Raw genomic sequence first — 24,715 nt, 5'->3', positions numbered from 1 at the left:
AGCCCCATCAGTAACTGTGACGATGAGTAGCTCATACCGTTGGTACCGAACGTTTTTGACCCTGCCTCGGGGAGCCAATGGGTGTCAAGGCGCGATTCAGCGCTCGTCGAGCTCCTCGCGCAGCGCACGGCGACGTTCGATCCTGCGCCGGGCATCGTGGTCACGCATCCGTTGCGGATACCCGACTTTCTGCACGTCATAGACCGGAATCCCGAGCTGTTCGCCGAGGCGCCTCGCCCCGGAAGCGCCGCCGGCGGGCCGCCGCGTCCACTCGCCATCGGCCGCCACCAGCACGATGGTCATGGGCGTCACGCTGGTCTTGGGCTCGACGAATGCCTCGACCCCGGTGCGCTGAGCCGCCCACTCGCGCAGGTGCCTCTGATCTGCGGCCGCGTCGGATTCGCCTCGGCGACCAGGCAGCAACCTATCGAACAGCCCCAACTCCGACGAACTCCTCTCCGCGTAGCTTTCCACTCGATGGTGCCAGAGAAAACACACGTCGCCCTGAGTGCATGCGAGTGCCCGGGTGATGACAGGATGGAGAGACGACCCGCACGACCAGCCATTCGAGTTCGAGGGAGTCAACACAATGGCCGTCTCCGTCCAGATGCCGGCACTCGGTGAGAGCGTTACCGAGGGGACCGTCACCCGGTGGCTCAAGCAAGAGGGCGATACCGTCGAGGTCGACGAGCCGCTGCTGGAGGTCTCGACCGACAAGGTCGACACGGAGATACCTTCGCCGGCATCCGGCGTGCTGACCAAGATCGTCGCGCAGGAAGACGACACCGTCGAGGTCGGCGGCGAACTCGCCGTGATCGGCGAGGCAGGTGAGGCGGCGGAGTCGACGCCCGCTCCTGCCGCCGAGGAGCCGGCCGCCCAGCCCGAGCCGGCCGCCGAAGAGATAGAACCCGAGCCCGAGCCCGAACCGGAGTCCGCACCGCCGGCTCCCGCGGCGTCCGGGTCGGCTACTTCGGTGTTGATGCCCGAACTCGGTGAGTCGGTCACCGAAGGGACCGTCACCCGGTGGCTGAAGAAGGTCGGCGATTCGGTTGCCGTCGACGAGCCGCTTGTAGAGGTCTCCACCGACAAGGTCGATACGGAGATCCCCTCGCCGGTCGCCGGGACCCTGGTCAGCATCACCGCCGCGGAGGACGACACGGTCGCCGTCGGCGGTGAACTCGCCAAGATCGGCGATGCCGGTGCCGCGGCGGAGCCCGCCCCCGAACCCAAGCCAGAACCGAAACCCGAGCCCAAGGCCGAACCGAAACCGGAACCGAAACCCGAACCCAGGCCCGAGCCCCAGCCGGCGCCCGCCCCGGCAGCCGAGACTGAGCCGGCCGGCGCCGCCGACGGCAGCCCCTACGTCACGCCGTTGGTGCGAAAGTTGGCCACCGAGAACGGAATCGACCTTGCCGCTGTCAAGGGCACCGGCGTGGGCGGCCGGATCCGCAAGCAGGATGTACTTGCCGCTGTCGAGGCCAGGGATGCCGCCAAGAAGGCTCCCGCAGCACCAGCCGCTGCGGCAGCAGCCCCGGCCGCGCCAGCCCCGGCGCCCGCCGCAGCAGCAGGCCCCTCGCCGCTGGCGCATCTGCGCGGGACGACGCAAAAGGCCAACCGCATCCGCCAGCTGACGGCGAAGAAAACCCGCGAGTCGCTGCAGGCCACCGCGCAGCTGACGCAGACCCACGAGGTCGACATGACCAAGATCGTGGCGCTGCGGGCGCGGGCCAAGAACGACTTTGCCGAGCGCGAAGGGGTGAACCTGACCTACCTGCCGTTCATCACGCGCGCAGTGATCGACGCACTCAAGGCGCACCCCAACGTCAATGCCAGCTACAACGAGGACACCAAAGAGATCACCTACTACGACGCCGAGCACCTCGGGTTCGCCGTCGACACCGAGCAGGGTCTGCTCTCCCCCGTGATCCACAACGCCGGTGATCTGTCGCTGGCCGGCTTGGCCCGCGCTATCAACGACATCGCCGGCCGGGCGCGCTCGGGCGATCTCAAGCCCGACGAGCTGTCCGGCGGCACCTTCACGATCACCAATATCGGCAGCCAGGGCGCCCTGTTCGACACTCCGATCCTGGTGCCGCCGCAGGCGGCGATGCTGGGCACCGGCGCGATCGTGAAGCGTCCGCGGGTCATCGTCGACGAGTTCGGCAACGAGTCCATCGGTGTGCGGTCCATCTGCTACCTGCCGCTGACCTACGACCACCGACTGATCGACGGCGCGGACGCCGGTAGGTTCCTGACCACCGTGAAGCGCCGGCTCGAAGACGGGGCGTTCGAGGCCGACCTCGGCCTCTGACCGGCATGGGCCAGCCAGTAAGCGGGCTCGCCGTCGCGATCGCCGGATCTTCGGGCCTGATCGGGTCCGCGCTGGTCTCGGCGCTGCGTGCCGCCGACCACCGGGTGCTGCGGATCGTGCGCCGTGCGCCGGCAAGCAGCGACGAGTTGCATTGGAATCCCGACAGCGGCGAGTTCGATCCGGCCGGCCTGGAGGGTGTCGACGCCGTGATCAACCTGTGCGGTGTCAACGTCGGCGAGAAGCGCTGGTCCGGCGCGTTCAAGCAGAGCCTGCGCGACAGCCGCATCACACCCACCGACGTGATCTCCACGGCAGTCGTCGACGCCGGCGTACCGGTGCTGATCAACGCGAGCGCGGTCGGCTTCTACGGCGACACCGGCACCCGGGTGGTCGACGAAACCGCCTCCGCCGGAAGGGGTTTCCTGCCCCAGCTGTGTGTGGACTGGGAGGCGGCAACCCTGCCCGCCGAGGACGCCGGCGTGCGGGTGGTGCTGGCACGCACCGGCCTGGTCCTGTCCCCCGGCGGCGGTGTCCTGGGCCGGTTGCGGCCGCTGTTCGCGGTGGGCCTGGGCGGCCGGCTGGGTTCCGGGCGGCAGTACATGCCGTGGATCAGCCTCGAGGACGAGATCCGGGCGCTGCTGTTCGCGATCAGCAACGACGACCTGTCCGGACCGGTGAACTACACCGGGCCGGCGCCGGTGACCAATTCCGAATTCACTGCCGCGTTGGGCCGAGCGCTCAACCGACCCACACCGTGGCTGGTGCCCGGGTTCGCGTTGCGCACCCTGCTCGGCGAGTTCGCCGACGAGGGTCTGCTCGGCGGTCAGCGGGCCATTCCCGCCGCCCTGGAACGGGCCGGGTTCGTGTTCCACCACAACACCATCGGCGAGGCCCTGGTCTACGCCACCGCGTCGACGCAGGGGTAGTACCGTCGATCGGGTGCGCCAGTCCATCCGATCCAGCTCCGCGGCGATGCAGGTCCGTCAGCTCGGTGCCGTCGACTACCTGGCCGCCTGGCAGGTGCAACGCGAGCTCGCCGACGCCCGGGTGGCGGGCGGCCCGGATACCCTGCTGCTACTGGAGCACCCAACGGTCTACACCGCCGGCAGGCGCACCGAAGCCCACGAGCGGCCGGTGGATGGCACCCCCGTCGTCGACACCGACCGCGGCGGCAAGATCACCTGGCACGGCCCCGGCCAACTGGTCGGCTACCCCGTGATTGGGTTGGCCGAACCGCTCGATGTGGTGAATTACGTTCGGCGCCTCGAGGAGTCACTGATCAGCGTGTGTGCCGAGTTCGGACTGGACGCCGGCCGAGTGGAAGGCCGCTCGGGTGTCTGGCTGCCGGCCGAGGGCCCGCGGCCGGCCCGCAAGATCGCGGCCATCGGCATCCGGGTGGCCCGCGGGACCACGTTGCACGGCTTCGCGCTGAACTGCGATTGCGACCTCGGTGCGTACTCGGCGATCGTGCCGTGCGGAATCGCCGACGCCGGTGTGACGTCGCTGTCTGCAGAACTGGGCCGGCGGGTGGGTGTCGACGACGTCCGCGCCCGCGTCGCCGAGGCGGTGTGTGACGCACTCGACGGCCGCCTGCCGGTGTCGACTCACGTAGCATCGACCAGGTGAGCGTCGAACCGGCTGGCCGCAAGCTTCTGCGCCTGGAGGTCCGCAACGCCGAGACCCCGATCGAGCGCAAGCCGCCGTGGATTAAGACCCGGGCCCGGATGGGACCGGAGTACACCGCCCTCAAGAGCCTGGTGCGTCGCGAAGGTCTGCACACCGTGTGTGAAGAGGCCGGCTGCCCCAACATCTACGAGTGCTGGGAAGACCGCGAGGCCACCTTCCTGATCGGCGGCGAGCAGTGCACCCGCCGCTGTGACTTCTGCCAGATCGACACCGGTAAACCCGCCGAGCTCGACCGTGACGAACCGCGGCGGGTCGCCGAGAGCGTGGCCGCGATGGGATTGCGCTATGCCACGGTGACCGGCGTGGCCCGCGACGACCTGCCCGATGGCGGTGCGTGGCTCTACGCCGAGACCGTCCGCGCCATCAAGGCCCTCAACCCGTCGACCGGTGTCGAACTGCTGGCACCGGACTTCAACGGCGAGCCCGACCTGCTGCGTGAGGTATTCGAGTCGCGTCCGGAAGTATTCGCGCACAACGTCGAAACCGTCCCCCGGATCTTCAAGCGGATTCGGCCGGCGTTCCGCTACCAGCGCAGCCTGGACGTGCTCAGCGCCGCCCGCGACTTCGGGTTGGTCACCAAGAGCAATCTGATCCTGGGCATGGGCGAGACCATCGACGAGGTGCATACCGCGCTGGTCGACCTGCACAACGCGGGCTGCGACATCATCACCATCACCCAGTACCTGCGCCCCTCCGTGCGCCACCACCCTGTCGAGCGGTGGGTCAAACCCGAGGAGTTCGTCGACCTGGCTGCCTACGCCGAGGGTCTGGGATTCGCCGGCGTGCTCTCCGGTCCCCTGGTGCGCTCCTCCTACCGGGCCGGCCGGCTGTACCAGCAGGCCCGCGAGGCCACCGCGGGTCGACGCTGATCGCGTCCCCGTATTCTTGGTAGTTATGGCGAAATCCCGCTCCACCGCCGAGACCAAGGCGGCCAAGGCTGAGGCAAAGGCCGCCCGCAAGGCCGCCTCCAAACAACGTCGCAGCCAGCTGTGGCAGGCCTTCCAGATGCAGCGCAAAGAGGACAAGCGGCTACTGCCCTACATGATCGGCGCTTTCGTCCTGATCGTGGCGGCGGCGGTCGTCGCGGGCGTGCTGGTCGGCGGGTTCACCGCCTACATGCTGATTCCACTCGGCGTGGTGCTCGGCGCGCTGGTGGCATTCATCATCTTCGGGCGACGCGCGCAGAAGTCGGTGTACCGCAAGGCCGAGGGCCAGACCGGTGCGGCGGCATGGGCGCTGGACAACCTGCGGGGTAAGTGGCGGGTCACCCCGGGTGTGGCGGCCACCGGGCATTTCGATGCTGTGCACCGGGTAATCGGTCGGCCGGGCGTCATCTTCGTCGCCGAGGGTGCATCCACGCGGGTCAAGCCGTTGCTGGCCCAGGAGAAGAAGCGCACCGCTCGGCTCGTCGGTGACGTGCCGATCTACGACGTGATCGTGGGCAACGGCGAGGGCGAGGTACCGCTGTCCAAGCTGGAGCGGCATCTGACCAAGCTGCCGGCCAACATCACCGTCAAGCAGATGGATGTCCTGGAGTCGAAGCTGACCGCCCTGGGAACCCGCGTCGGTCCGGCAGCCATGCCCAAGGGCCCACTGCCCGCGCAGGCCAAGATGCGAGGCGTGCAGCGCTCGGTCCGCCGGCGCTGACGCCAGCGGAGAGTCGTCGTGTGCACCGCGTGTGAGTGGGCGCCGCATTTCACCGCCCTGCGCCCCGCTCGACCGATAGCCCACGAGACGACTCCGGCACCCGCCGTCACCGACCGGCGCCGGCCCGAGACCACCGCCGACTTCGTCTTTCGCGGCGGCCCCGCCTATACCGGTGTCGAGGGACGCCCCTGGGCGCGGGCCGTAGCCGTTACCGGAACGACGATCTCCTACGTCGGGGACGAGGCCGGCGCCGCGGCACTCACCGGCCCGGACACCCGCGTCATCGAACTCGACGGCAAGCTACTGATGCCCGGGTTCGTCGAGGGACACATCCACCCGTTCCTCGGCGCCTTCCTCACCAGCGGCGCCGATCTGCAGGTGCCGACGCGCGACGACGCGCTGGACGCGATCGCGGCGTATGCGCGAGACCATCCCGACGGCCCGGTGCGGGGCTTCGGTTGGCGCGTCGACATGTTCGACACCGATGGCCCCACCCGCGCCGAGTTGGACCGGATCCTGCCCGACCGGCCCGGCTTCTTCTTCGCGATCGACGGCCACAGCCTGTGGGCCAACAGCGCGGCGCTGGAGATGGCCGGCGTGCACCGCGACACCCCCGACCCGATTCCGGGGTTCAGCTATTTCGCCCGTGACGAGGCCGGTGCGCCGACGGGCTACATCCTCGAAGTCGACGCCGTGCTGGCGGTGGTCAACGCGGTGGAGCCGATCTCGGCGGTGTCCATGCAGCGACTGTTGGAGGGCTGGCTGCCGAAGGCCTCGGCCGCGGGTATCACCACGGTTTTCGACGCGGGGGTTCCGCCGATCGGTGACGACCAGGCCGCCCTGATCGCGCTGTACACGGATATCGAGGATCGCGGTGCGCTGCCGTTCCGTGTCATGGCGTCCTACAGCGTGAAGTCCCCGCCGATCGGGGACGCGGTGGCCCGACTGACCGAGATCCGGGAGCGGATCGCGACCGAGCTGGTCGCCGTCGACGTGGTGAAGGTAGTCGGTGACGGCACCCAGGGCGGTTACACCGCGTGGCTCCTCGAGCCCTACGCCGACAAGCCCGATTCGATCGGTGCGTCGCCTTTCACCGAGCAACAGTGGCACCAACTCATCGGTGACGTCGACGCCGCCGGGTTCGACGTGCACGTGCATGCCTGTGGCGAGCGGACCGCGCGCGTCGCGCTGGATTCCATCGAGCGGGCGATAGCCACGAATCCGAGCCGCGATCGCCGGCATGCGGTCGCCCACCTGGTCTACGTCGAGGAATCCGACAGCCGGCGGTTCGGGCCCCTCGGCGTCGTGGCGCAGTTCTCGGCCAACTGGCTCTCGGCCGATCCCGACACGCTGCAGAACATGGCCGCTCGCTACGGCCACCCGCGCCAGGATCTGATGTATCGCCCGCAGGACGTGCTGCGGGCGGGCGGGCGCATCTCGCTGGGCACCGACTGGCCGGCGGCGGGCTACTACTCCACGTACAAGCCGCTGGAGTCCATCCAGATCGGGGTGACCCGACAGCTGATCGGGACACCGGACGCACCGGTGCTGCCGCCCGCCGATCAATGCCTCAGCGTCGCCGAAGCGGTTCACGCCAATACGCTGGGCGCCGCCTATCAACTGGGCATGGACGACCGGGTGGGTTCGGTCGAGGTGGGCAAGCTGGCCGACCTGATCGTGTTGGACACCAACATCTTCGAGATCGATCCGCACGACATCCATCGCGCGACCGTCACCATGACGATGATGAACGGCGAAGTCCGGCACCAACTTTAGAACGGCAGCAGGGTCGTTGTCGCCGCGCGCGGACGACTCGTGGGGCGATCCGACAGTATTGCAACCGACCATTCGGTTGCCGTTACCGTTCTTGGCGCCGCCAATGCCACAGACCCTGCTGCATGATCCACTGCCCTTCGGCTGGCGGCGTTCAGTCGACGCTGCCCCGGGCACGCCCCGGCGAGAGGCGCCGACGAGCCCGGGGTCGCGTCAGCTGGCCGCCCACGATTGTCGCGGTGACGTCGGCGGAGCGCGCGACAATCGGGAGCTGGGGCAGTTGCGCACCGCGCGTCCTGGATGTCCCGGGGTCGATCTCGACCGCGTCGAACGGCTCGCCAACGACCAGGCCCGGCCTGGGCCGGGGTACCCCCGTCAATCCCAGTGAGCGTTGCCCGCCTGTCGTGCCTGCCCTCCACAATTCCTCTAGCGCAAAGATTCCGCGGCGGCGCAACCGCAGTCGCTGATCGAACTCCAGGCGAGTGAGTTCCTCGCCCGGGTCGGGGCTCGGGCAGACCTTCAGGTACTGGATGCGCCGTCGACCACCCATCTCGCATACCGCCCTGGGGTGCCGCTCACACATGCCGTCTGGAGGGCCGGCGTTCGCGAAATCTGACCTGCAGCCACGATCGTCTCCTCGACCTGAGACCGCCGAACCACAGCCACCACACGCAGAGAACGGAAATCACATGAATTCGAAGCTCGCCGGAAAGACGGTCCTGATCACCGGTGCCGCCGAACGTGCCGGCCGAGAATTTGCTCGCAGATTCGCCGCCGCCGGCGCCGCCGTCGTCGTCAATCACTGGCAGCAATCCGAACTCGCCGAGGAGACCGTCGAACTCATTCGCCGCGAAGGCGGCGAAGCGACCGCGATTGACGCCGATGTGTCGAATACGTCGCAGGCGCGGTCGTTGGTGGACCAGGCAGCGGGCTGGCGGGGCGACCTCAGCGTGGTGATCCACAACGCGAGCTCGCTGCGGGCGAAGGAGTTCGAGGACGTCACCGAGGACGACTTCGACGCTGCGTTCGGGATCAATATCCGCGGACCGTTCTTCCTTAGCCAACAAGCCGCGAGAGTCATGCAGAAACAAGGACACGGCAGAATCATCGCTTTGGTCGGCAACTCGACCAACGAGGCGTGGCCCAACCTCATCCCGCACGGAGTGTCCAAGACAGCTCTGATCCGGCTGATGGAGCAGCTCGCGGTTGCGCTCTCGCCGACTGTGCAGTGCAACGCCGTTGCACCGACGCAGTTCTTCCGATCCGACGATGGAACCAACGACGCCCTGCGCCGCTATCGCGGCGAGCCTCTGGCGGAGGGCGATACCTACCGAGTCGGCACCCGCTATGAGTTCCGCAACGGCGACGCCGACGATGTCGCCGAGACGCTGCTGTTCTTGTCGACCTGCTCGCCGTACCTGACGGGCACGGTCATCCGCCTCGACGGCGGCAAGGCGCTTTACTGACGCGGCGGCCCAACGTCGCCGCGGGATAGGGACCGTCGGGCCGCGTTGTCTCGGAGGCTCAGCGGCGCACGACCGCCGTTGCGGTCAACCGGTCCTGCAGACCCCGACCGTCGGCATCGGAGAACAGTGCCGGGATCACCAACGCGAGCAACAGCCCCCGCACAATCGCGCGGCCGGTCCCGACGTGAATCCGGTTATCCACCGGCACCACCATCAGCCCGAGCGCGTACTGCCCCGGGGTGAAGGTGAACAGCCGGACCGAGATCACCCCGAGCAGGAACCAGATGAGCAGTACCGCCGTCGACAACGTCGCCATCGTGACGATTCCCAGCGTGATGCCGAGCGCGGCGAGCCCGTAGGCGATCAGCCAATCGATCAGCAGGGCCGCGAACCGCCGCCCCGTGCCGGCCAACGATTGCGGCCCCGCCTCCGGCAGGCCCAGCGCTTGACCCGGATAGTCGCCGTCGACAGCCGGCTGCACCGGTTCCGGTCCAGACAGCCAGGATCCGATCTCGCGCGCCATGCACCCAGGATATGCGGCCCTCGGCAAAGCCCCACGTCGCACCTGGACCTAGGATGCGTAACGTTGGCGCAACATGACCTTGACGGGCAGGCAACATCAGCTCCCTAGCGTCAGCCGCGGGTTAAGAAACCTATGTGCCTAGACATGCGCAAGACAGGCCGCACGAAGGAGTGGTAAGTGGCAGAAAAGACCGCTGACGACATCATCAAGCAGATCAAGGACGAGAACGTCGAATACGTCGACATTCGGTTCTGCGATCTCCCTGGCGTCGTCCAGCATTTCTCGATTCCGGCGTCCGCGTTCGACGAGAGCGTCTTCGAGGACGGCCTCGCATTCGACGGCTCGTCGGTGCGGGGCTTCCAGTCGATCCACGAGTCCGACATGATGCTGTTGCCGGACCCCGAGACCGCGCGTATCGATCCGTTCCGCGCCGCCAAGACGCTGAACCTGAACTTCTTCGTGCACGACCCCTTCACCCGCGAGGCCTACTCGCGCGACCCGCGCAACGTCGCCCGCAAGGCCGAGAACTACCTGGCCAGCACGGGCATTGCCGACACCTGCTACTTCGGCGCCGAGGCCGAGTTCTACATCTTCGACTCGGTGAGCTTCGACTCGAAGATGAACGGCACCTTCTACGAGGTCGACTCCGAGTCGGGCTGGTGGAACACCGGGGAGCCGTTCGAGGCCGACGGCTCGGCCAACCGCGGCTACAAGGTCCGCCCCAAGGGCGGCTACTTCCCCGTCGCGCCGTATGACCACTACGTCGACCTGCGCGACGAGATGGCCACCAACCTGCAGAACGCGGGCTTCACCCTCGAGCGCGGCCACCACGAGGTCGGCACCGCCGGCCAGGCCGAGATCAACTACAAGTTCAACACGCTGCTGCACGCGGCCGACGACGTGCTGCTGTTCAAATACATCATCAAGAACACGGCGTGGGCCAACGGCAAGACCGTCACCTTCATGCCCAAGCCGCTGTTCGGCGACAACGGTTCGGGCATGCACGCCCACCAGTCGCTGTGGAAGGACGGCAAGCCGCTGTTCCACGACGAGTCCGGCTACGCCGGCCTGTCCGACCTGGCCCGCCACTACATCGGCGGCATCCTGCACCACGCGCCGTCGCTGCTGGCGTTCACCAACCCGACGGTGAACTCCTACAAGCGCCTGGTGCCGGGCTACGAGGCCCCGATCAACCTGGTGTACAGCCAGCGCAACCGCTCTGCGTGCGTGCGTATCCCGATCACCGGCAACAACCCGAAGGCCAAGCGCCTCGAGTTCCGCTGCCCGGACAGCTCGGGCAACCCGTACCTGGCGTTCGCGGCGATGCTGATGGCCGGTATCGACGGCATCAAGAAGAAGATCGAGCCGCTGGCCCCGGTGGACAAGGACCTCTACGAGCTGCCGCCGGACGAGGCCGCCAACATCCCGCAGGCTCCGACCTCGCTCGCAGCGGTGATCGACCGGCTCGAGGAAGACCACGAATACCTCACCGAGGGCGGCGTGTTCACCCCGGACCTGATCGAGACGTACATCGCCTACAAGCGCGAGAACGAGATCATGCCGATCCAGATCCGTCCTCACCCGTACGAGTTCGCGCTGTACTACGACGTGTAACCCGTAGTACTGACGGAGTCCACCCGTCCGGCGTCAACCCGCCGGACGGGTGGACTTTTCGCGTCAGGGCTCCTCACGTTCGCGACAGTAGCGACGGCCGATGACGGCCATGCCGAATGCAGAGCAACATCACAGGAAACCCGAAGCCACCCGTCGGCAACGTGAACGGACCGCGGTCCGGATAGTAGGGTCGGTCCCATGACACAACGACTCGACGCCCGCCTCCACACTTTTCAGCCCGCCGCGCTCGCCCTCTTCCGCATCATCATCGGCCTGTCGTTCGCCATTCACGGCACCGCGAAGCTCTTCGCGTGGCCGGTCGACCAGGGCGGCGCCGCCCCGGTGGGTGCGTGGCCCTACTGGTATGCCGGCGTCATCGAACTCGTCGTCGGCGTCCTCGTTGCGCTCGGGCTGTTCGCCCGCATCGCGGCCCTGATCGGCTCGGGCGAGATGGCGTTCGCCTACTTCACCCAGCACCAGCCAAAAGCGTTGTTGCCCATCGAGAACGGCGGCGAACTTAGCGTCCTGTATTGCTTCTCCTTTCTGCTGATCGCCTTTGCCGGAGCCGGGGCCCTCGCCCTGGAGAGCCGGGCCCGGCGGCGATAACTGCGCTGTCAAACCACCTCCAACAGCGCGTCGGAGGCCTCACCAACCGGCCCGATGGTGGCATGGGTGCGCAGCAGTCCAGTTACGGGATCCGTAGCGGCACAGACAATTCCGCATTTGCCGGCGTCGACGCGCCGCGCGATCGCCGGAGAGCGATCCAGCAGCGCCACACCCACCTCGACGATGTGGGCCGCGGTGACCGTGTCGACGGCGTCCACACCCGCATCGCGACGAACAATCGACGACAGCGCCTGCTGGACCGCGGCACGGGTGGCTCCGTCGGGTACCACCGCTTCGTCCCAGGCCCGCAGTGCGGCGCGCATCGCCGGGCACTCGTCGTGACCGAGCACCACGATCAGCGGCACCTCGAGCGTCTCGACGGCGTACTCCATCGTGGCCAGGACACCGGAGTCGATCACGTGTCCCCAGGTGCTCACGTCGAGCAGCGATCCCCAGGCCTGGCCCAGGACCATCTCGCTGCCGACCGGCGCGTCGGCGCAACGGAACACCGCCGCAATGGGTTTGTCGACGACCGGTTCCCCGCGACGACCGCGGACCGGGGCGAAGAAGAGCTCGTTGCCGGCACGCAGGCGTTGCCAGGCGATCAGGGGCTCGGACATGGTGTGTTCCTTTCTTCGGAGGTGTATCGGGGTCAGCTGAAGTAGTCGGGGCGACTAACGTAGGTTTCGGTCACGAACATCACCCCGGACGAGGCATCGAGCAGCGGCCGCAAGCCGGCCAGAAGTGCGTCAGCTTTCGATTCCGGCACGACGGTGATGAGCAGTTCGAGCGCCGCCTGCTGGTTGAACAGCAGTCTGCCCTGCCGATAGCCGTGGTGGCCCAGGCCGGACACTCCGGACAGGCTGGTGAAGCCGGTGGCGCCGACGCTTTGGATCAAGTCACGCACAGCCGGGGCATCGCCGCCCGGGACGACGACCTCGATTTTGGTCATCTTGGTCAGGGTCGGTACATTCATGAAACCATCTCCTCATCGAGAGTTGTTGGGGTGGAATCAGATTCGAACCAGGGCCGCCAACCGAAGCGACTCCATCGATGCCAAGGCGCGGTACCGTCCTCCCGAGCCGCCACCGCCACCCAGTCGTTGCCGAACAGATCCTGCAGGATCGGGTTGCGCTCGACGATCATGTCGATCCGGCTCAGTGGCGCCTGGATCACCGCGAGCAGGCGCAGGGGTTCGTGCCGCAGCTGGTCTCCGTCGGCCAGCGACTGCCAGGGCAGGCCGAGGCGCAGATCGCCGCTGTGCCCGGCGATCACCCCCGCGGTGCCGACGACGTTATGGACCGTCTTGGTGCCGGCCCCGAAGACATCCGGGGCGACAGCGGAGAAGTAGTACTGGCAGTTGATCCACTGTGCGACAACCAGCGGGGCGGTGAGAATGGTTTCCAACGCTGTCCCGTCCTCGTCGACATCGGCCTGATATGAGTGCAGAAACGTGCGGCGTTGCAGGTCCAGCCCAGCGGTGACGTCCCGCGGGGCGACGACGAAAGCCGCATTGCCGGCCAATCCCCACTCGGGATAGACCTGGGCCCAGTCGACCGACCGGGTGGCGACGTGACGGGCCGCCCGATGCGGTGTGAGGCTGCGCCGGGCGCCGGGTAGCGTCGCGCATCGTTCGGCGGCCAGCGCGGCGCCGGCGCGGCCGAAGTCCGCACGAAGCCGCTCGACGTCCTCGCGGTGATCCGCCGGGATCAGGTGCTGATCCAGGATGCTGACCGTGTCGGTCGCCGTGTCATGTTGCGCGGCAAGAAAGTAGGTGTGGTCGGGGATGTCGATTCCGACTGCGCGCAGTTCCTCGCGGACCTGGGGCTGGTTGAGGATCAGCGCCGCGGTCCGCGCGTTGGGGCCGCCCGCCTGTCCCCCACAGGCACCACAGTCCAGCGCGGCCTGGTACGGGTTGTTCTCCGTCGAGCTGCCGTGGCCGCAGAAGACGACCAGGCGCCCGAACCCACCGAGCAGGCCCATCGTGGTCAACGCCACCTGCGCAAACAGAGCCCGGTCGGCCAGCGCAATGGCGTCGACGTTGAGCACGGTCGGCGCGTCGGGCACCGCCATCCGGTGCAACCCGTTGCGGATGGTCCCGCTCAGCGCTGGCGCCAGCGTCTTGGCCGCCGCCAGCGGCGCCGATGCCCAACCCGACACCTCGGCGAGGACGAAAGGCGCCGCCAGCGACTCCTTAGCGGCGTGGAACGCTGACTCGGCGCCTGCCAGCTGCAGCACCCCTGACACCCGCCGAGCGGCCTGCTCGACGGCCTGCGGAGCGGACGTTTCGCGGATGTCGTGACTCGGTGCGATGAGGACCGGGCACAGGTCACTGGACGCGCCGCCGAGCAGGTCGGAGAAGCGGATGGCGACGGCGAAGAACCCCGCGAAACCCAGCGTTTCGTAACCGCCGAGCGACTCCAGCCGGCGCCGCAAGCCCTCCGAGCGGGTATCGATGCAGGTCACGATCTGTGTGTGCGCCGGTTTGGGGGCCCCGACGGGAGCGCTGCGGTCCAGGTCGCCGAGCAGGCCGTCCCGGTAGCGACCCTCGAAGGCGTTCTGCCACAACATGTCCCGTGCCGTCACCGGCAGGGCGGACAGCACTCTGGCGGCGGCCGCACGCTGCTGGTCGGTGACGCCGGCAACTCCCCATACCCGCTCCAGGTGGGCGGCCCGCTCACGCGCCGAGGGCAGCGGGGTGGGAATCGGTTCGACGGCGGCGCCAGAGCTCAGCCCGGCAACCAGCGCGGTCTCGTAGGCCAGCCGCATACCGAGGTACTCCAGCAGGTCGATGCCGGCTTCCCGCTTGCCGCACCACTGGATATGGGCGGCCCACCCGGGCAGCCGCGTCAGATGCGCCTGCAGGTAAGCGATCCGGGCGCCGTCTTCGACACCGAGAGCGGACAGGGCCGAGAGCACAGCATCGTCGGGTCGCGGCGGCACCTCCCGCAGCCGGGCCCGCACGGCGCGCTTGAGCGTCGGGTCCGCGGCCGCCAGCTCGCGCCAGGCAGCGTAGAAACCGTTCTCCCGACCAGGCATAGGCCAGGCACCGTGGCCGAAGAACGCCGAGCACCATTTGGCGCTCTGGTCGTCGACGATCGCTGCCAGCCGCGCGTCCAGCTGTTCGGCTCGGGTGCGGTAGCGCCGCAAGGGCGCCGGCTCGCCGATGCCGTGCAGCAGGTCGGCCCTCATCAGTTCCAGTGGCGCCACCACCCGGTCCCCCAGCGCCAGCGTGGGCGCCTCACCGAGCTGCGGATAGCGGCGGATGAGCGCCGCATCGAGATCGGCGTCGGAGATCCGGCCCGACCTGTGCAGTTCGCGAAAGGTGTTGAGCGGCAGGGTTCCCGGGCGGCCGTAGAGATCGCCAGCCCGCCGAATCGCCTGTTCGAAAGGCATGCCCTCCAGGCCGGCCAGTGGATTGACCGCGATGAAGGTCTCCAGCGGGTAATGGGTAGGTAGTACCCGGGCCGCGATCGAGATGTCAGTGCGCAGCCGTGCGCGGTAGGTGTCGGTGTGGGTCATGAACGTACTCCTGTCGGTTGTGCGAGCACGGGTATCGAGGGGTGGCCGGCGCTGATCGCCCGCGCGTAGACCGCGCGGTGCACCGCGCTGTCGGGCATCCACCGCAGTACCGCCAGGGCAGCCAGTACCGCGCAGGCGATGGTCATGACAGACCACCCGAGCGCGGCCGGAGCAGCCCCGGCATGCAGCGCCGGCGCCAGGTAGCCACTCACCGCGGCCACCAGCGCGCGGTAGGCGACGGCCACCGGCAGTAGCACCGCCACCGCGGTGACCGCGGCACCGATACCGCGTCGCCGCGCGAGCCAGCCCCAGGTGGCTGCCGTACCGGTCACCCAAGCGAAGATCAGCAGCACCTGTTCGGCGGTGTGATCGCCGGGCGGTAGGGCGATAAGCCGAACCGACGCGGCGAGCGCGATGGCCGGCAGCGTCACCGCGGCGGTCGCGGTGAGTACCCGCCGGACGGCGGACATGGCAGGTGCCGGCGGCCGCGCCGCGGCACGGCGCTGCTGGGCGATCGCCGAGCCGGAGGACAGGAACAGGGTGGCCTTGTAGAAGCCGTGCGCGACAAGGTGGAAGATCGTCGCGGCCCACAGCCCCAGCCCACAGGTGAGGATCATGAAGCCCATCTGCGCCATGGTCGAATTGGCCAGCGCACCTTTGATATCCGGCTTCACCATCATGATGGTCGCCCCGTAGATCATGGTGAGAAGTCCCGCCACGATCGTCAGGCCCCGGGCGAGTTCTCCGGTAATCAGCGGTGCCAGCCGCACCAGCAGGATGCCGCCGGCGTTGACGACCCCGGCGTGCAGCAGCGCCGAGACTGGGGTTGGCGCGGCTAGGGTGGCGGGCAGCCACCGATGAAAGGGCAGCTGAGCCGAGCGGGACAGTGCAGCCAGCACGATCAGGCAGGCGACCGCCGGCAGCAGCGGATCGTCGAACCGCGCACTGTCGAGGGTGCGAAGGTCGATCGTGCCCCACCGAGCGGTCGCGATACCCACCGCAGTCCATAGCGCCAGATCACCGATGACGAAGGCGGTGGCCGTTCGTCGAACCCCGTCGCGGGCGGCCGGCAGGTGCCAGTACGTCGCCAGCAGTAGGCAGAGGGCCACACCCGCGACGGTCCAGCTGATCGCCAGGCCGATCAGGGTCGCCGAGGTCACCAGCCCGGCCGAGGCGGCGGTCAGCAGTGCTGCCCCGGCGGTGAACCAGGCCGCCCGCGGGTCGCCGGCGAGGTAGCGGACCGCGAAGGCCTGGACCACGCAGCTGACGCCGAACACCAGCAGCAGGAGCATCGCGGCGAGGCGGTCGGCCGACACGATGAACCCACCCACGGCGGCGGATGCAGGGGTGCCGCGCCCTGCCTGGACCGCCATCGCACCGGCTGCGAGAAAACCGACGCCGGCGGTCAGCGCACCGGCCAGGGCCCACCGTCGGGGGTGCCGGGCCCCGAAAAGACTGGCGCCCAACGCCATTGCCGCGGGCGTCACGAGCGTTGCCACCAGCAGGAAGCTTGAGTTGCCTGACATGCGACACAAATTACCTGTATTTAGAAACGTATGTCAAGTATCGTGAATCACATGCCATAGGTCTGGGACCTCGCGCTGGGCGCGCCCTATTTCGTGTCTTGGTAGTGCCGAACTAGACTTCCGGTGTGGCAGAGTGGACGTTCTTGACCAATCACGCCCACACCCTGCTGTGTATCGCCCGCGACCCGGGAATCCGCTTGCGCGACGTCGCCGAACGCGTGGGAGTCACCGAACGCGCGGCGCAACGCATCGTCAGCGACCTCGTCGAAGCCGGTTATCTGGACCGGCTGCGAGAAGGGCGGCGCAACTACTACCGAATCCGGGCCGACCGCCCGCTGCGCCATCCCGTGGAACGCGGCCACCACATCGGCGAGATCCTGTCGGTGTTGCACGAGCCGAAAGGCAGCGAAGGATCCGCCTGATCCCCACCTGCCGTCGAGGTCAGGCGTCCAGCGCGAGATCCTTCCGGAAGCGCCGCATACCATCGACCTTCTCGGCCAGCGGCGCATCCATCCCGCAATAGAACATCCACGGCATCGTCACGATCCCGGTGATCCCGGCCGCTTCGGCGCGCTCGAAGTGCGGGACGGTGAACGCGTCGGTCAGCGGCGTCAGGACCGTGTACCCGTCCATCGTCAGCCCCTTCTCGGCCCGCAGCTCACGCAGCTTGTCGACCCGCGCGATGGCCTGGTCGAGGCTGATCAGGTCGCCGATCCAGCCGTCGAGGCGAGCGGCCCGGCGCAGCGCGATGTCGGACAGACCGCCGCTGTAGACCGGAATCGGAGGCGGCGTAGGCGTCATCTCCAGGCGGGGCGTCTGGTAGAATTCGCCGTCGAATTCCGTCCAGCCCGGCTGCCACAACGCCCGCATCAGCTCGATCATCTCGTCGGTCCGCTTGCCGCGCTTGGCGAACCGCTGCCCCATCAAGGTGAACTCTTCTTCGCACCAGCCCACCCCGATCCCGAGCTCCACCCGGCCGTCGGCCAGACAAGCTGCTGTGCCGATGGACTTGGCCGCGGAGTACGGGTCGCGCATCGCCGGGATGTAGACCGTGGTGACAAACTTCAGCCGCTCGGTGACCAGCGCCAGCGCCCCGACCAGCACCCACGGATCGGGCCAGTCGGTGAATGGCTGCCAGCGACGCTGGCCGTCCTTGGTGTAGGGGTAGGGCGTGGCGAGGGTCTCCAGATTCACGACGTGGTCGGGGATGCCCAGCCCGTCGTAGCCGAGATCGTCTGCCGCCTTGGCGATCTCGACGGCCTCTCGGGTCTGGAGGAAGGCGACGCTGACGTAGAACTTCATGCGGTGCCTACCTGCCAGCCGGTTCGCTCTCCCCCGTCGGCCTCACGTGCCCACACCGGCATGATGAATACCCCTTCCGCCTCGACGGTCGCGCCCTGCGTGTCGGCGAGAATGCCACGCGCATAAGTCTTGTACGCCTCGGTGCGCTCAACCCACGCCTCGGCCCGCAGCGGCCCGAGCGGGGTTCCCCGCAGGTACTTCAAGGTGATCGTCCCGGTGAACATGGGCATGCTGAGCCGGTCGGTGGCTGCCTCACCGAGAAGCTGATCCAGTAGCAGGGCGCAGACTCCGCCGTGCACCAGACCAGGCGGACCCTCGTAGACCGGTCCCAGCGTGAACTCGCTGAAAAACCGGCCGTTCTCGTGCCGGACGTTCATCGGCGGGGCAATCGGATTGTGCTGTCCAACAGCAGGATTGCGCCACACGACCGGCAATCCGGTGTCCGCGTGCCGCAATATCCTGGGCCGGTCGGTGGGGGTGCTCGCCAGCATCTCGGTGACCTCGTCGACGAGCTGGCGGGCCCGCTCCATGACGTCGGCGTCAGCACCGGTGTGGACGCTGGCGTCGACGAGCCGGCGCACCGCCTCGGCGAGCGGCTCGTGTACCGCCTGGATCCGGTCGTACTCGTCGGCGCTGACAAACCCCCACTCGACATCCTTCACCAGCTGTTCCTAACTCCCGAAGACCTTGAGCACGACTGCTTTTGCGCGTCGAGTCACCCTCAGGTAGTGGTCCAGGAACTCCCCGCCGTCGTCGCCGCGCCAGCCGGCAGCGACCGCGACCGCGTTCAGTTGACGGCCCGGGCCGGGCAGCTGGTCGGTGGGCTTACCCCGCACCAGGACCAGGGCGTTGCGCGCCCTGGTTGCCGTGAGCCAGGCCTGACGCAGCAGGTCGACATCGTCCTCGGCGAGCAGTTCCGCGGCGCCGATCACGTCCAGCGACTCGAGCGTCGAGGTGTTGTGTAGCGCCGGTACCTCGTGGGCGTGGCGCAGCTGCAGCAACTGCACCGTCCACTCGACGTCGGCCAGCCCGCCGCGACCGAGTTTGGTGTGGGTGTTCGGGTCGGCACCGCGGGGCAGCCGCTCGGCATCCATGCGTGCCTTGATGCGGCGGATCTCCTGGACCGCTTCGGTGGACACCCCGCCGGCCGGATAGCGGGTCTTGTCGACCATCAGCAGGAAGCGGTGCCCGAGGTCCATGTCCCCGGCGACCCGGTGTGCGCGCAGCAGCGCCTGGACCTCCCACGGCTGGGCCCACTGCGCGTAGTACGCCTCGTAGGAGGCCAAGGTTCGCACCAGCGGCCCCTGCCTGCCCTCCGGGCGCAGGTTGGCGTCGACCTCCAATGGCGGGTCCGCACTGGGTGTCCCGAGTAGCGCGCGCACCTGTTCGGCAATCGACACCGACCACTTGACCGCGCGGGATTCCTCCACCCCGGCGTTCGGTTCGCAGACGAACATGACATCGGCGTCCGAACCGTAGCCCAGCTCGCCCCCACCTAGCCGGCCCATGCCGATCACGGCGATCTTGGCCGGGATGTCGCCGTCGTCAGGGGTGTTCGCGCGGATCACCGCATTCAGCGCCGCCTGTAGCACCGCCACCCACACCGACGTGAGTGCGGCGCAGACATCGCGGACCTCGAGCATGCCCAGCAGATCGGCGGAAGCCACCCGGGCCAGCTCGCGCCGGCGCAGCGTGCGCGCCGCCGCGATCGCCCGGACCGGATCGGGATGGCGCGCGGTCGATGCCACCAGTGCCTTGGCCAGCCCATCGGGCTCCACGTCGAGAAGCTTCGGGCCGGTGGGTCCGTCGGCGTACTGCTGGATCACCTCCGGCGCCCGCATCAACAATTCAGGGACGAATGCCGAGGTACCCAGCACGCGCATCAGTCGCTTGGCGACGGCGCTCTCGTCACGCAACGTGGCCAGATACCACCGTTGTTCGGACAGCGCCTCGCTGATCCGGCGGTAGGCCAGCAAGCCGCTGTCCGGGTCAGGGGCATCCGAGAGCCAATCCAGCAACCGGGGCAGCAGCACCGACTGGACCCGGCCCCGCCGCCCGCTGGAATTCACCAGCGCCCCAAGGTGGGTCAGCGCACTCTGTGGACCCTCGTAGCCCAAAGCGGCCAGCTGCCGCTCGGCGGCCTCCGCCGACATGCCGGCGTCGAAGCCGACCGACGGACCCACCGACTCCAACAACGGCTGATAGAAGAGCTTGGCGTGCAGGCGCGACACCCGCAGGTTCTGCCGTTTGAGCTCTTCACGCAGCACACCGAGCGCGTCGTGGGTACCGTCCGGGCGCATGTGTGCGGCCCGGGCCAACCAGCGCAGAGCCTCGTCGTCGTCAGGCGGGGGCAGCAGGTGCGTGCGCTTGAGCCGCTGCAACTGCAGGCGGTGCTCGAGCAGCCGCAGGAACTCGTAGGACGCGGTCATGTTGGCGGCGTCGTCGCGGCCTACGTACCCGCCTTCGCCGAGTGCCGCCAGCGCATCGACCGTCGAGGAGACATGCAGGGAGTCGTCGGTACGACCGTGCACGAGTTGCAGTAGCTGTACGGCGAATTCGACGTCGCGCAGCCCACCGGTACCGAGTTTGAGCTCACGCCCGCGCACGTCGGCGGGCACCAGGGATTCCACCCGACGGCGCATGGCCTGCACCTCCGGCACGAAATCCTCACGCTCGCAGGCCGTCCAAACCATCGGCATGAGCGCGTCGATATAGCGTTGTCCCAGTTCGGCATCGCCGACCGCCGGACGAGCCTTGAGCAACGCCTGGAACTCCCAGGTCTTGGCCCACCGCTGGTAGTAGGCGACGTGCGAGTCCAGAGTGCGCACCAGCGCACCCTGCTTGCCTTCCGGGCGCAGGGCGGCGTCGACCTCGAAGAAGGTGTCCGAGGCCAACCGCATCATCTCCCCGGCGACGCGGGTGGTGAGCGGATCAGCGTTCTCACCAACGAAGATGACGTCGACGTCGCTGACGTAATTGAGTTCGCGCGCACCGCATTTACCCATTGCGATGACAGCCAGGCGGGGTGCTTGCTCGCTTTCCTTGCACACCGCGGCCGCGGCGACCTTCAGCGCGGAGTGCAGCGCGGCGTCGGCCAGGTTCGCCAGGTGCTCGCCGACGGTGGTGAACGCCAGCACCGGCTCGTTCTCCACGGTCGGCGCTAGGTCCAGTGCGGCCAGCACCAGCAGCTGGTCGCGGTAGAGCGTGCGCAGCCGGGGCATGATCTCGGCCGGGTTGGTCCCGGACGCGGCGATACGGTGGTCGAACACCGCGCGCAGCCGGTCGGCCCCGGGCAGGGTCAGCGGACCGACCAGCAGGTGCCATGAGGCGGGGTTGGCGACCAGGTGGTCGCCCAGCGCCAGCGACGCACCGAGCACCGCGAACAGCCGGCCGCGCAGGCTGCGGTCTTTCAGCAGTGCGGCGTTGAGTTCCGGCCAGTCCGGTCCCAGTGCCTCAGCCAGCCGGACGATCGTCTGCAGTGCGACGTCGGCGTCCGCGGCTCGCGACAACGACCACAACAGCTCGACGTAAGCGTCGGTGTACCAACCGAGAGAGGCCAGGTCATCGGCCGCGGATGGTTCGACCAGACCCAGTCGGCCCACGCTGGGGATGCGTGGGCGCTGCGTCGCGGGTTTGGCCACGTGCACGACGGTAGCGCAGAGCCTTTTCCCGGCTCGCTACGCTCCCGGTCTAGAGGGACAGGTAGGCCTTCAGTTCGTACGGCGTCACGTTGCTTCGGTACTCCTCCCACTCCGCGCGCTTGTTGCGCAGGAAGTAGTCGAAGACGTGCTCGCCGAGCGCCTCGGCGACCAATTCGGAGCTCTCCATCTCCTGCAGGGCGATGCCCAGGCTGGACGGCAGCTCGCGATAACCCATCGCGCGGCGCTCCTCGGGGGTCAGCGTCCACACGTTGTCCTCGGCCTGCGGGCCGAGCACGTAGTTCTTCTCGATACCGCGCAACCCGGCCGCCAGCAGCACCGCGAAGGTGAGGTACGGATTGCACGCCGAATCGGGGCTGCGCACCTCGATGCGCCGGGAGGACGCCTTGCTCGGGGTGTACATCGGCACCCGCACCAGCGCCGAGCGGTTCGACGCGCCCCACGATGCCGCGGTCGGCGCCTCGCCGCCGTGCACCAGCCGTTTGTAGGAGTTCACCCACTGGTTGGTGATCGCGCTGATCTCGCTGGCGTGCTCCAAGATCCCGGCGATGAACGACTTGGCGACATCAGAGAGCTGGAGCGGATCCTCGGCACTGTGGAAGGCGTTGTTCTCGCCCTCGAACAGGCTCATGTGGGTATGCATCGCCGAACCCGGATATTCGGCGAACGGCTTGGGCATGAACGAGGCCCGGACCCCCTCGCCCAGCGCGACTTCCTTGACGACGTAGCGGAACGTCATCACGTTGTCGGCCATCGACAGGGCGTCGGCGTAGCGCAGGTCGATCTCCTGCTGGCCGGGCGCACCCTCGTGGTGGCTGAACTCCACCGAAATGCCCATCTGCTCCAGCGCGTCGATGGCGTGGCGGCGGAAGTTGGGTGCCGAGTCGTGCACCGCCTGGTCGAAGTAGCCGCCGTTGTCGGCCGGGACCGGCACGCTCCCGTCGTACGGGCCGGGCTCGAGCAGGAAGAACTCGATCTCCGGGTGCACGTAGCAGGAGAAGCCGAGGTCGCTTGCCTTGGCGAGCTGGCGGCGCAGCACGTGGCGGCTGTCGGCCCACGACGGTGACCCGTCGGGCATCGTGATGTCGCAGAACATCCGTGCCGAGTGGTGCTGGCCGCCACTGGTCGTCCAGGGCAGCACCTGGAAGGTGGACGGGTCGGGCCGGGCGACGGTGTCGGATTCGAAGACCCGCGCGAAGCCCTCGATCGACGAACCGTCGAAGCCGATGCCCTCTTCGAAGGCACCTTCCAGCTCCGCCGGGGCGATCGCCACCGACTTGAGGAACCCGAGCACGTCGGTGAACCACAACCGGACAAAACGAATGTCCCGTTCTTCCAGCGTGCGCAGCACGAATTCCTTCTGGCGGTCCATACGGCGAGCGTATGCAGCGGGTGTTAATTCCGTGTTACAGGACTGCTGCGCCTGGCGGTCAGCACTGCAGGTTGCCCGGCACGACCCCGTCGACGAAGAACTTCACGACCGCGGAATCGACACATTCGTCGCCGTTGAACACCGCCGTGTGCTGGTTGCCGTCATAGGTGATCAACGGTGCGCCGAGCTGGCGGGCCAGGTTGACGCCCGCTTCGTACGGGGTGGCCGGGTCGTGGGTGGTGGACACCACCACGACACTGCCGGGCGGCGCGGGCGGCGCGGCGTGCGGCGCCGACGTCGGCGGCACCGGCCAGAACGCGCAGATGTCGCGGGGCGCGAATCCGGTGAATTGCCCGTAGGACTGGAACGGCGCGCTCTCCCGGGTCCGTCGGTCGATGTCGGCCCACACCGCCGGGTCGGTGGGTGTCGGGTTGTCGACGCACCGGATCGCGTTGAAGGCGTCCTGGCCGTTGCTGTAGTGGCCGTAGGGGTCACGCCCCTCGTATTCGTCGGCGAGCAGCAGCAGATCGCCGGCGTCGGTCTGGCGCTGCAGGCCCAACAGCCCGCTGGTGAGGAACTTCCAGTACTGCGGGGCATAGAGGGCGTTGAACGTGCCGGTGATCGCGTCCTGGTAGCTCAGGCCCCGCGGATCAGAGGTGCGACCCGGCGTAGTCGCGAGCGGGTCGACCAGTTCATGGAAGCGGTTCACCCACTGCGCCGGGTCGGTACCCAGCGGGCACTGCGGCGATTTCGCGCAGTCGGCGGCGTAGTCGTTGAACACCACCTGGAAGCCGGTCATCTGCTCGATGATCGACTGCGTAGTGTCCTCGGTCGGGTCGATGGCACCGTCGAGCACCATCGCGCGCACCCGGTCCGGGAACTTCTCCAGGTAGGTGGCACCGAGCTCGGTACCGTAGCTGAACCCGAGGTAGTTGATCCGGTCGTCGCCGAGCACCTGGCGGACGGTGTCCATATCCTTTGCCGCCGAGTCGGTCCCGACTCCGGCCAGAAATGCCGTGCCCAGCTTGTCGGCGCATTCCTTGGTGTAGTCGCGGTAGATCTGCTCGATCGCGTCGACGCCGGCCGGGCTGTAGTCGACCATCGGGTCGCGCCGCCACGCGTCGAACTCTGCGTCGGTACGGCACCGCAGCTGCGGCGTCGAGTAGCCCACCCCGCGCGGGTCGAACCCGACCAGGTCGAAGTGCTCGTTGATCGGGCTGCCCTCGAGCGCATAGCCCATCGCGGCGGCGGCATCCACCGCCGAGGCTCCCGGGCCGCCGGGGTTGATGAACAGTGAACCGATGCGTTCACCACTGGCAGGCACCTTGATGACGGCCAATTGCGCTTGCGCGCCAGCCGGATCCGCGTCGTCGATCGGAACCGGGACGGTCGTGCAACGCGCCGTGGGAAGGTCCTTGGCGGCGTCACCGAGGAATTGCTGACAGCCCTTCCACGTGACCTGAGGCGCCGTCGCCTGACCACCGCCTGTTTCCCCGGTGGCAGCGGCCGCCGGGGCCGTGCCACCGACCGCCAGCACGGTGCAGATCAAGAGCGCCGAGCCGGTCCGACTCGTGCGTCCCATGGCTGCCATCGTCGCACGAGTCGGCCGCAGGTGTGGCGGCGAGGCGGTCACGCCTCGATCTCAGATGCGAACCATCCTGGTAAAGATTGTTGACGACGCCGTAAATCCGTTGTGTCGTGCGGTGTT

General features: G+C 68.1%; 22 protein-coding genes. 10 read left to right on the top strand and 12 right to left on the bottom strand.

The genetic code is table 11. The annotated features are described in order from the left end of the window. Nucleotides 1-96: 96 nt before the first annotated feature. Nucleotides 97-441 (bottom strand): oxidoreductase, encoded by a 345-nt coding sequence (locus ACXDF8_RS05175; RefSeq protein ID WP_457222179.1) that lies wholly within the window; start codon nucleotides 439-441, stop codon nucleotides 97-99. Nucleotides 442-589: 148 nt separating this feature from the next. Here ACXDF8_RS05175 and sucB point away from each other — a divergent pair, with 148 nt between their 5' ends. The 6 genes from sucB to ACXDF8_RS05145 all read left to right on the top strand — a co-directional run bounded on the left by sucB (nucleotide 590) and on the right by ACXDF8_RS05145 (nucleotide 7,420). After that, a complete protein-coding gene (sucB, locus tag ACXDF8_RS05170; RefSeq protein WP_457222178.1) occupies nucleotides 590-2,311 on the top strand; it encodes a 2-oxoglutarate dehydrogenase, E2 component, dihydrolipoamide succinyltransferase in 1,722 nt (573 codons plus the stop codon). 5 nt (nucleotides 2,312-2,316) lie between these two features. Next, nucleotides 2,317-3,237 (top strand): TIGR01777 family oxidoreductase, encoded by a 921-nt coding sequence (locus tag ACXDF8_RS05165; RefSeq protein WP_457222177.1) that lies wholly within the window; start codon nucleotides 2,317-2,319, stop codon nucleotides 3,235-3,237. 13 nt (nucleotides 3,238-3,250) lie between these two features. Next, a complete protein-coding gene (gene lipB / locus ACXDF8_RS05160) occupies nucleotides 3,251-3,937 on the top strand; it encodes a lipoyl(octanoyl) transferase LipB (protein ID WP_457222176.1) in 687 nt (228 codons plus the stop codon). Then, nucleotides 3,934-4,866, top strand: a complete 933-nt coding sequence (gene lipA / locus ACXDF8_RS05155) for a lipoyl synthase (RefSeq protein ID WP_457222175.1) — start codon at nucleotides 3,934-3,936, stop codon at nucleotides 4,864-4,866. The genes lipB and lipA overlap by 4 nt, the downstream gene beginning before the upstream one ends. A gap of 25 nt (nucleotides 4,867-4,891) precedes the next feature. Further along, a complete protein-coding gene (locus tag ACXDF8_RS05150; RefSeq protein WP_457222174.1) occupies nucleotides 4,892-5,644 on the top strand; it encodes a DUF4191 domain-containing protein in 753 nt (250 codons plus the stop codon). Nucleotides 5,645-5,719: 75 nt separating this feature from the next. Next, nucleotides 5,720-7,420, top strand: a complete 1,701-nt coding sequence (locus ACXDF8_RS05145; RefSeq protein ID WP_457222367.1) for an amidohydrolase — start codon at nucleotides 5,720-5,722, stop codon at nucleotides 7,418-7,420. Between the two features lie 151 nt (nucleotides 7,421-7,571). On the opposite strand, the gene ACXDF8_RS05140 is transcribed toward ACXDF8_RS05145, so the two are convergent. Continuing rightward, nucleotides 7,572-7,967, bottom strand: coding sequence for a hypothetical protein (locus tag ACXDF8_RS05140; RefSeq protein WP_457222173.1), 396 nt, complete (start codon nucleotides 7,965-7,967; stop codon nucleotides 7,572-7,574). A gap of 139 nt (nucleotides 7,968-8,106) precedes the next feature. Here ACXDF8_RS05140 and ACXDF8_RS05135 point away from each other — a divergent pair, with 139 nt between their 5' ends. Then, the gene (locus ACXDF8_RS05135; RefSeq protein WP_457222172.1) at nucleotides 8,107-8,883 is read left to right on the top strand and encodes an SDR family NAD(P)-dependent oxidoreductase; all 777 of its coding nucleotides are present in this window, start codon (nucleotides 8,107-8,109) and stop codon (nucleotides 8,881-8,883) included. Between the two features lie 58 nt (nucleotides 8,884-8,941). On the opposite strand, the gene ACXDF8_RS05130 is transcribed toward ACXDF8_RS05135, so the two are convergent. Next, nucleotides 8,942-9,406, bottom strand: a complete 465-nt coding sequence (locus ACXDF8_RS05130; RefSeq protein WP_457222171.1) for an RDD family protein — start codon at nucleotides 9,404-9,406, stop codon at nucleotides 8,942-8,944. Nucleotides 9,407-9,583: 177 nt separating this feature from the next. Between ACXDF8_RS05130 and glnA (ACXDF8_RS05125) the strand changes: the two genes are divergently transcribed. Further along, nucleotides 9,584-11,020 (top strand): type I glutamate--ammonia ligase, encoded by a 1,437-nt coding sequence (glnA, locus tag ACXDF8_RS05125; RefSeq protein ID WP_457222170.1) that lies wholly within the window; start codon nucleotides 9,584-9,586, stop codon nucleotides 11,018-11,020. A 198-nt stretch (nucleotides 11,021-11,218) separates the two neighbouring features. Then, complete coding sequence (locus tag ACXDF8_RS05120; protein ID WP_457222169.1) at nucleotides 11,219-11,626, top strand: DoxX family protein; 408 nt, start codon at nucleotides 11,219-11,221, stop codon at nucleotides 11,624-11,626. Nucleotides 11,627-11,634: 8 nt separating this feature from the next. On the opposite strand, the gene ACXDF8_RS05115 is transcribed toward ACXDF8_RS05120, so the two are convergent. Genes ACXDF8_RS05115 through ACXDF8_RS05100 form a run of 4 tightly spaced genes read right to left on the bottom strand, consistent with a single transcriptional unit; the run spans nucleotide 11,635 to nucleotide 16,674 of the window. Further along, a complete protein-coding gene (locus tag ACXDF8_RS05115) occupies nucleotides 11,635-12,246 on the bottom strand; it encodes a carbonic anhydrase (protein WP_457222168.1) in 612 nt (203 codons plus the stop codon). A 32-nt stretch (nucleotides 12,247-12,278) separates the two neighbouring features. Then, nucleotides 12,279-12,602 (bottom strand): P-II family nitrogen regulator, encoded by a 324-nt coding sequence (locus ACXDF8_RS05110; protein WP_457222167.1) that lies wholly within the window; start codon nucleotides 12,600-12,602, stop codon nucleotides 12,279-12,281. Then, nucleotides 12,599-15,148 (bottom strand): DUF2309 domain-containing protein, encoded by a 2,550-nt coding sequence (locus tag ACXDF8_RS05105; RefSeq protein ID WP_457222166.1) that lies wholly within the window; start codon nucleotides 15,146-15,148, stop codon nucleotides 12,599-12,601. Before ACXDF8_RS05105 ends, ACXDF8_RS05110 begins: the two co-directional genes overlap by 4 nt. Then, complete coding sequence (locus ACXDF8_RS05100; protein ID WP_457222165.1) at nucleotides 15,145-16,674, bottom strand: proton-conducting transporter transmembrane domain-containing protein; 1,530 nt, start codon at nucleotides 16,672-16,674, stop codon at nucleotides 15,145-15,147. The genes ACXDF8_RS05105 and ACXDF8_RS05100 overlap by 4 nt, the downstream gene beginning before the upstream one ends. A gap of 125 nt (nucleotides 16,675-16,799) precedes the next feature. Here ACXDF8_RS05100 and ACXDF8_RS05095 point away from each other — a divergent pair, with 125 nt between their 5' ends. Next, on the top strand, nucleotides 16,800-17,096 hold the full coding sequence (locus tag ACXDF8_RS05095; RefSeq protein ID WP_457222164.1) for a helix-turn-helix transcriptional regulator: 297 nt from the start codon (nucleotides 16,800-16,802) through the stop codon (nucleotides 17,094-17,096). A 19-nt stretch (nucleotides 17,097-17,115) separates the two neighbouring features. On the opposite strand, the gene ACXDF8_RS05090 is transcribed toward ACXDF8_RS05095, so the two are convergent. The 5 genes from ACXDF8_RS05090 to ACXDF8_RS05070 are packed head-to-tail and all read right to left on the bottom strand — an operon-like array spanning nucleotide 17,116 to nucleotide 24,598. Next, nucleotides 17,116-17,976: a TIGR03619 family F420-dependent LLM class oxidoreductase gene (locus ACXDF8_RS05090; RefSeq protein WP_457222163.1), complete on the bottom strand. Its 861-nt coding sequence runs from the start codon at nucleotides 17,974-17,976 to the stop codon at nucleotides 17,116-17,118. Next, entirely contained in the window at nucleotides 17,973-18,638 is a 666-nt protein-coding gene (locus ACXDF8_RS05085) for a PaaI family thioesterase (protein ID WP_457222162.1), read from the bottom strand. The genes ACXDF8_RS05090 and ACXDF8_RS05085 overlap by 4 nt, the downstream gene beginning before the upstream one ends. A gap of 9 nt (nucleotides 18,639-18,647) precedes the next feature. Then, nucleotides 18,648-21,623: a bifunctional [glutamine synthetase] adenylyltransferase/[glutamine synthetase]-adenylyl-L-tyrosine phosphorylase gene (locus tag ACXDF8_RS05080; protein WP_457222161.1), complete on the bottom strand. Its 2,976-nt coding sequence runs from the start codon at nucleotides 21,621-21,623 to the stop codon at nucleotides 18,648-18,650. Between the two features lie 43 nt (nucleotides 21,624-21,666). After that, nucleotides 21,667-23,007, bottom strand: coding sequence for a type I glutamate--ammonia ligase (gene glnA, locus ACXDF8_RS05075; protein WP_457222160.1), 1,341 nt, complete (start codon nucleotides 23,005-23,007; stop codon nucleotides 21,667-21,669). A 58-nt stretch (nucleotides 23,008-23,065) separates the two neighbouring features. Further along, a complete protein-coding gene (locus tag ACXDF8_RS05070) occupies nucleotides 23,066-24,598 on the bottom strand; it encodes an alpha/beta hydrolase (protein WP_457222366.1) in 1,533 nt (510 codons plus the stop codon). Nucleotides 24,599-24,715 lie beyond the last annotated feature (117 nt).

Source organism: Mycolicibacterium sp. CBM1 (genome assembly GCF_054073305.1).
Note: the sequence above shows the minus strand (reverse complement) of the source record. Positions and strands in the feature narration are given on the sequence as shown.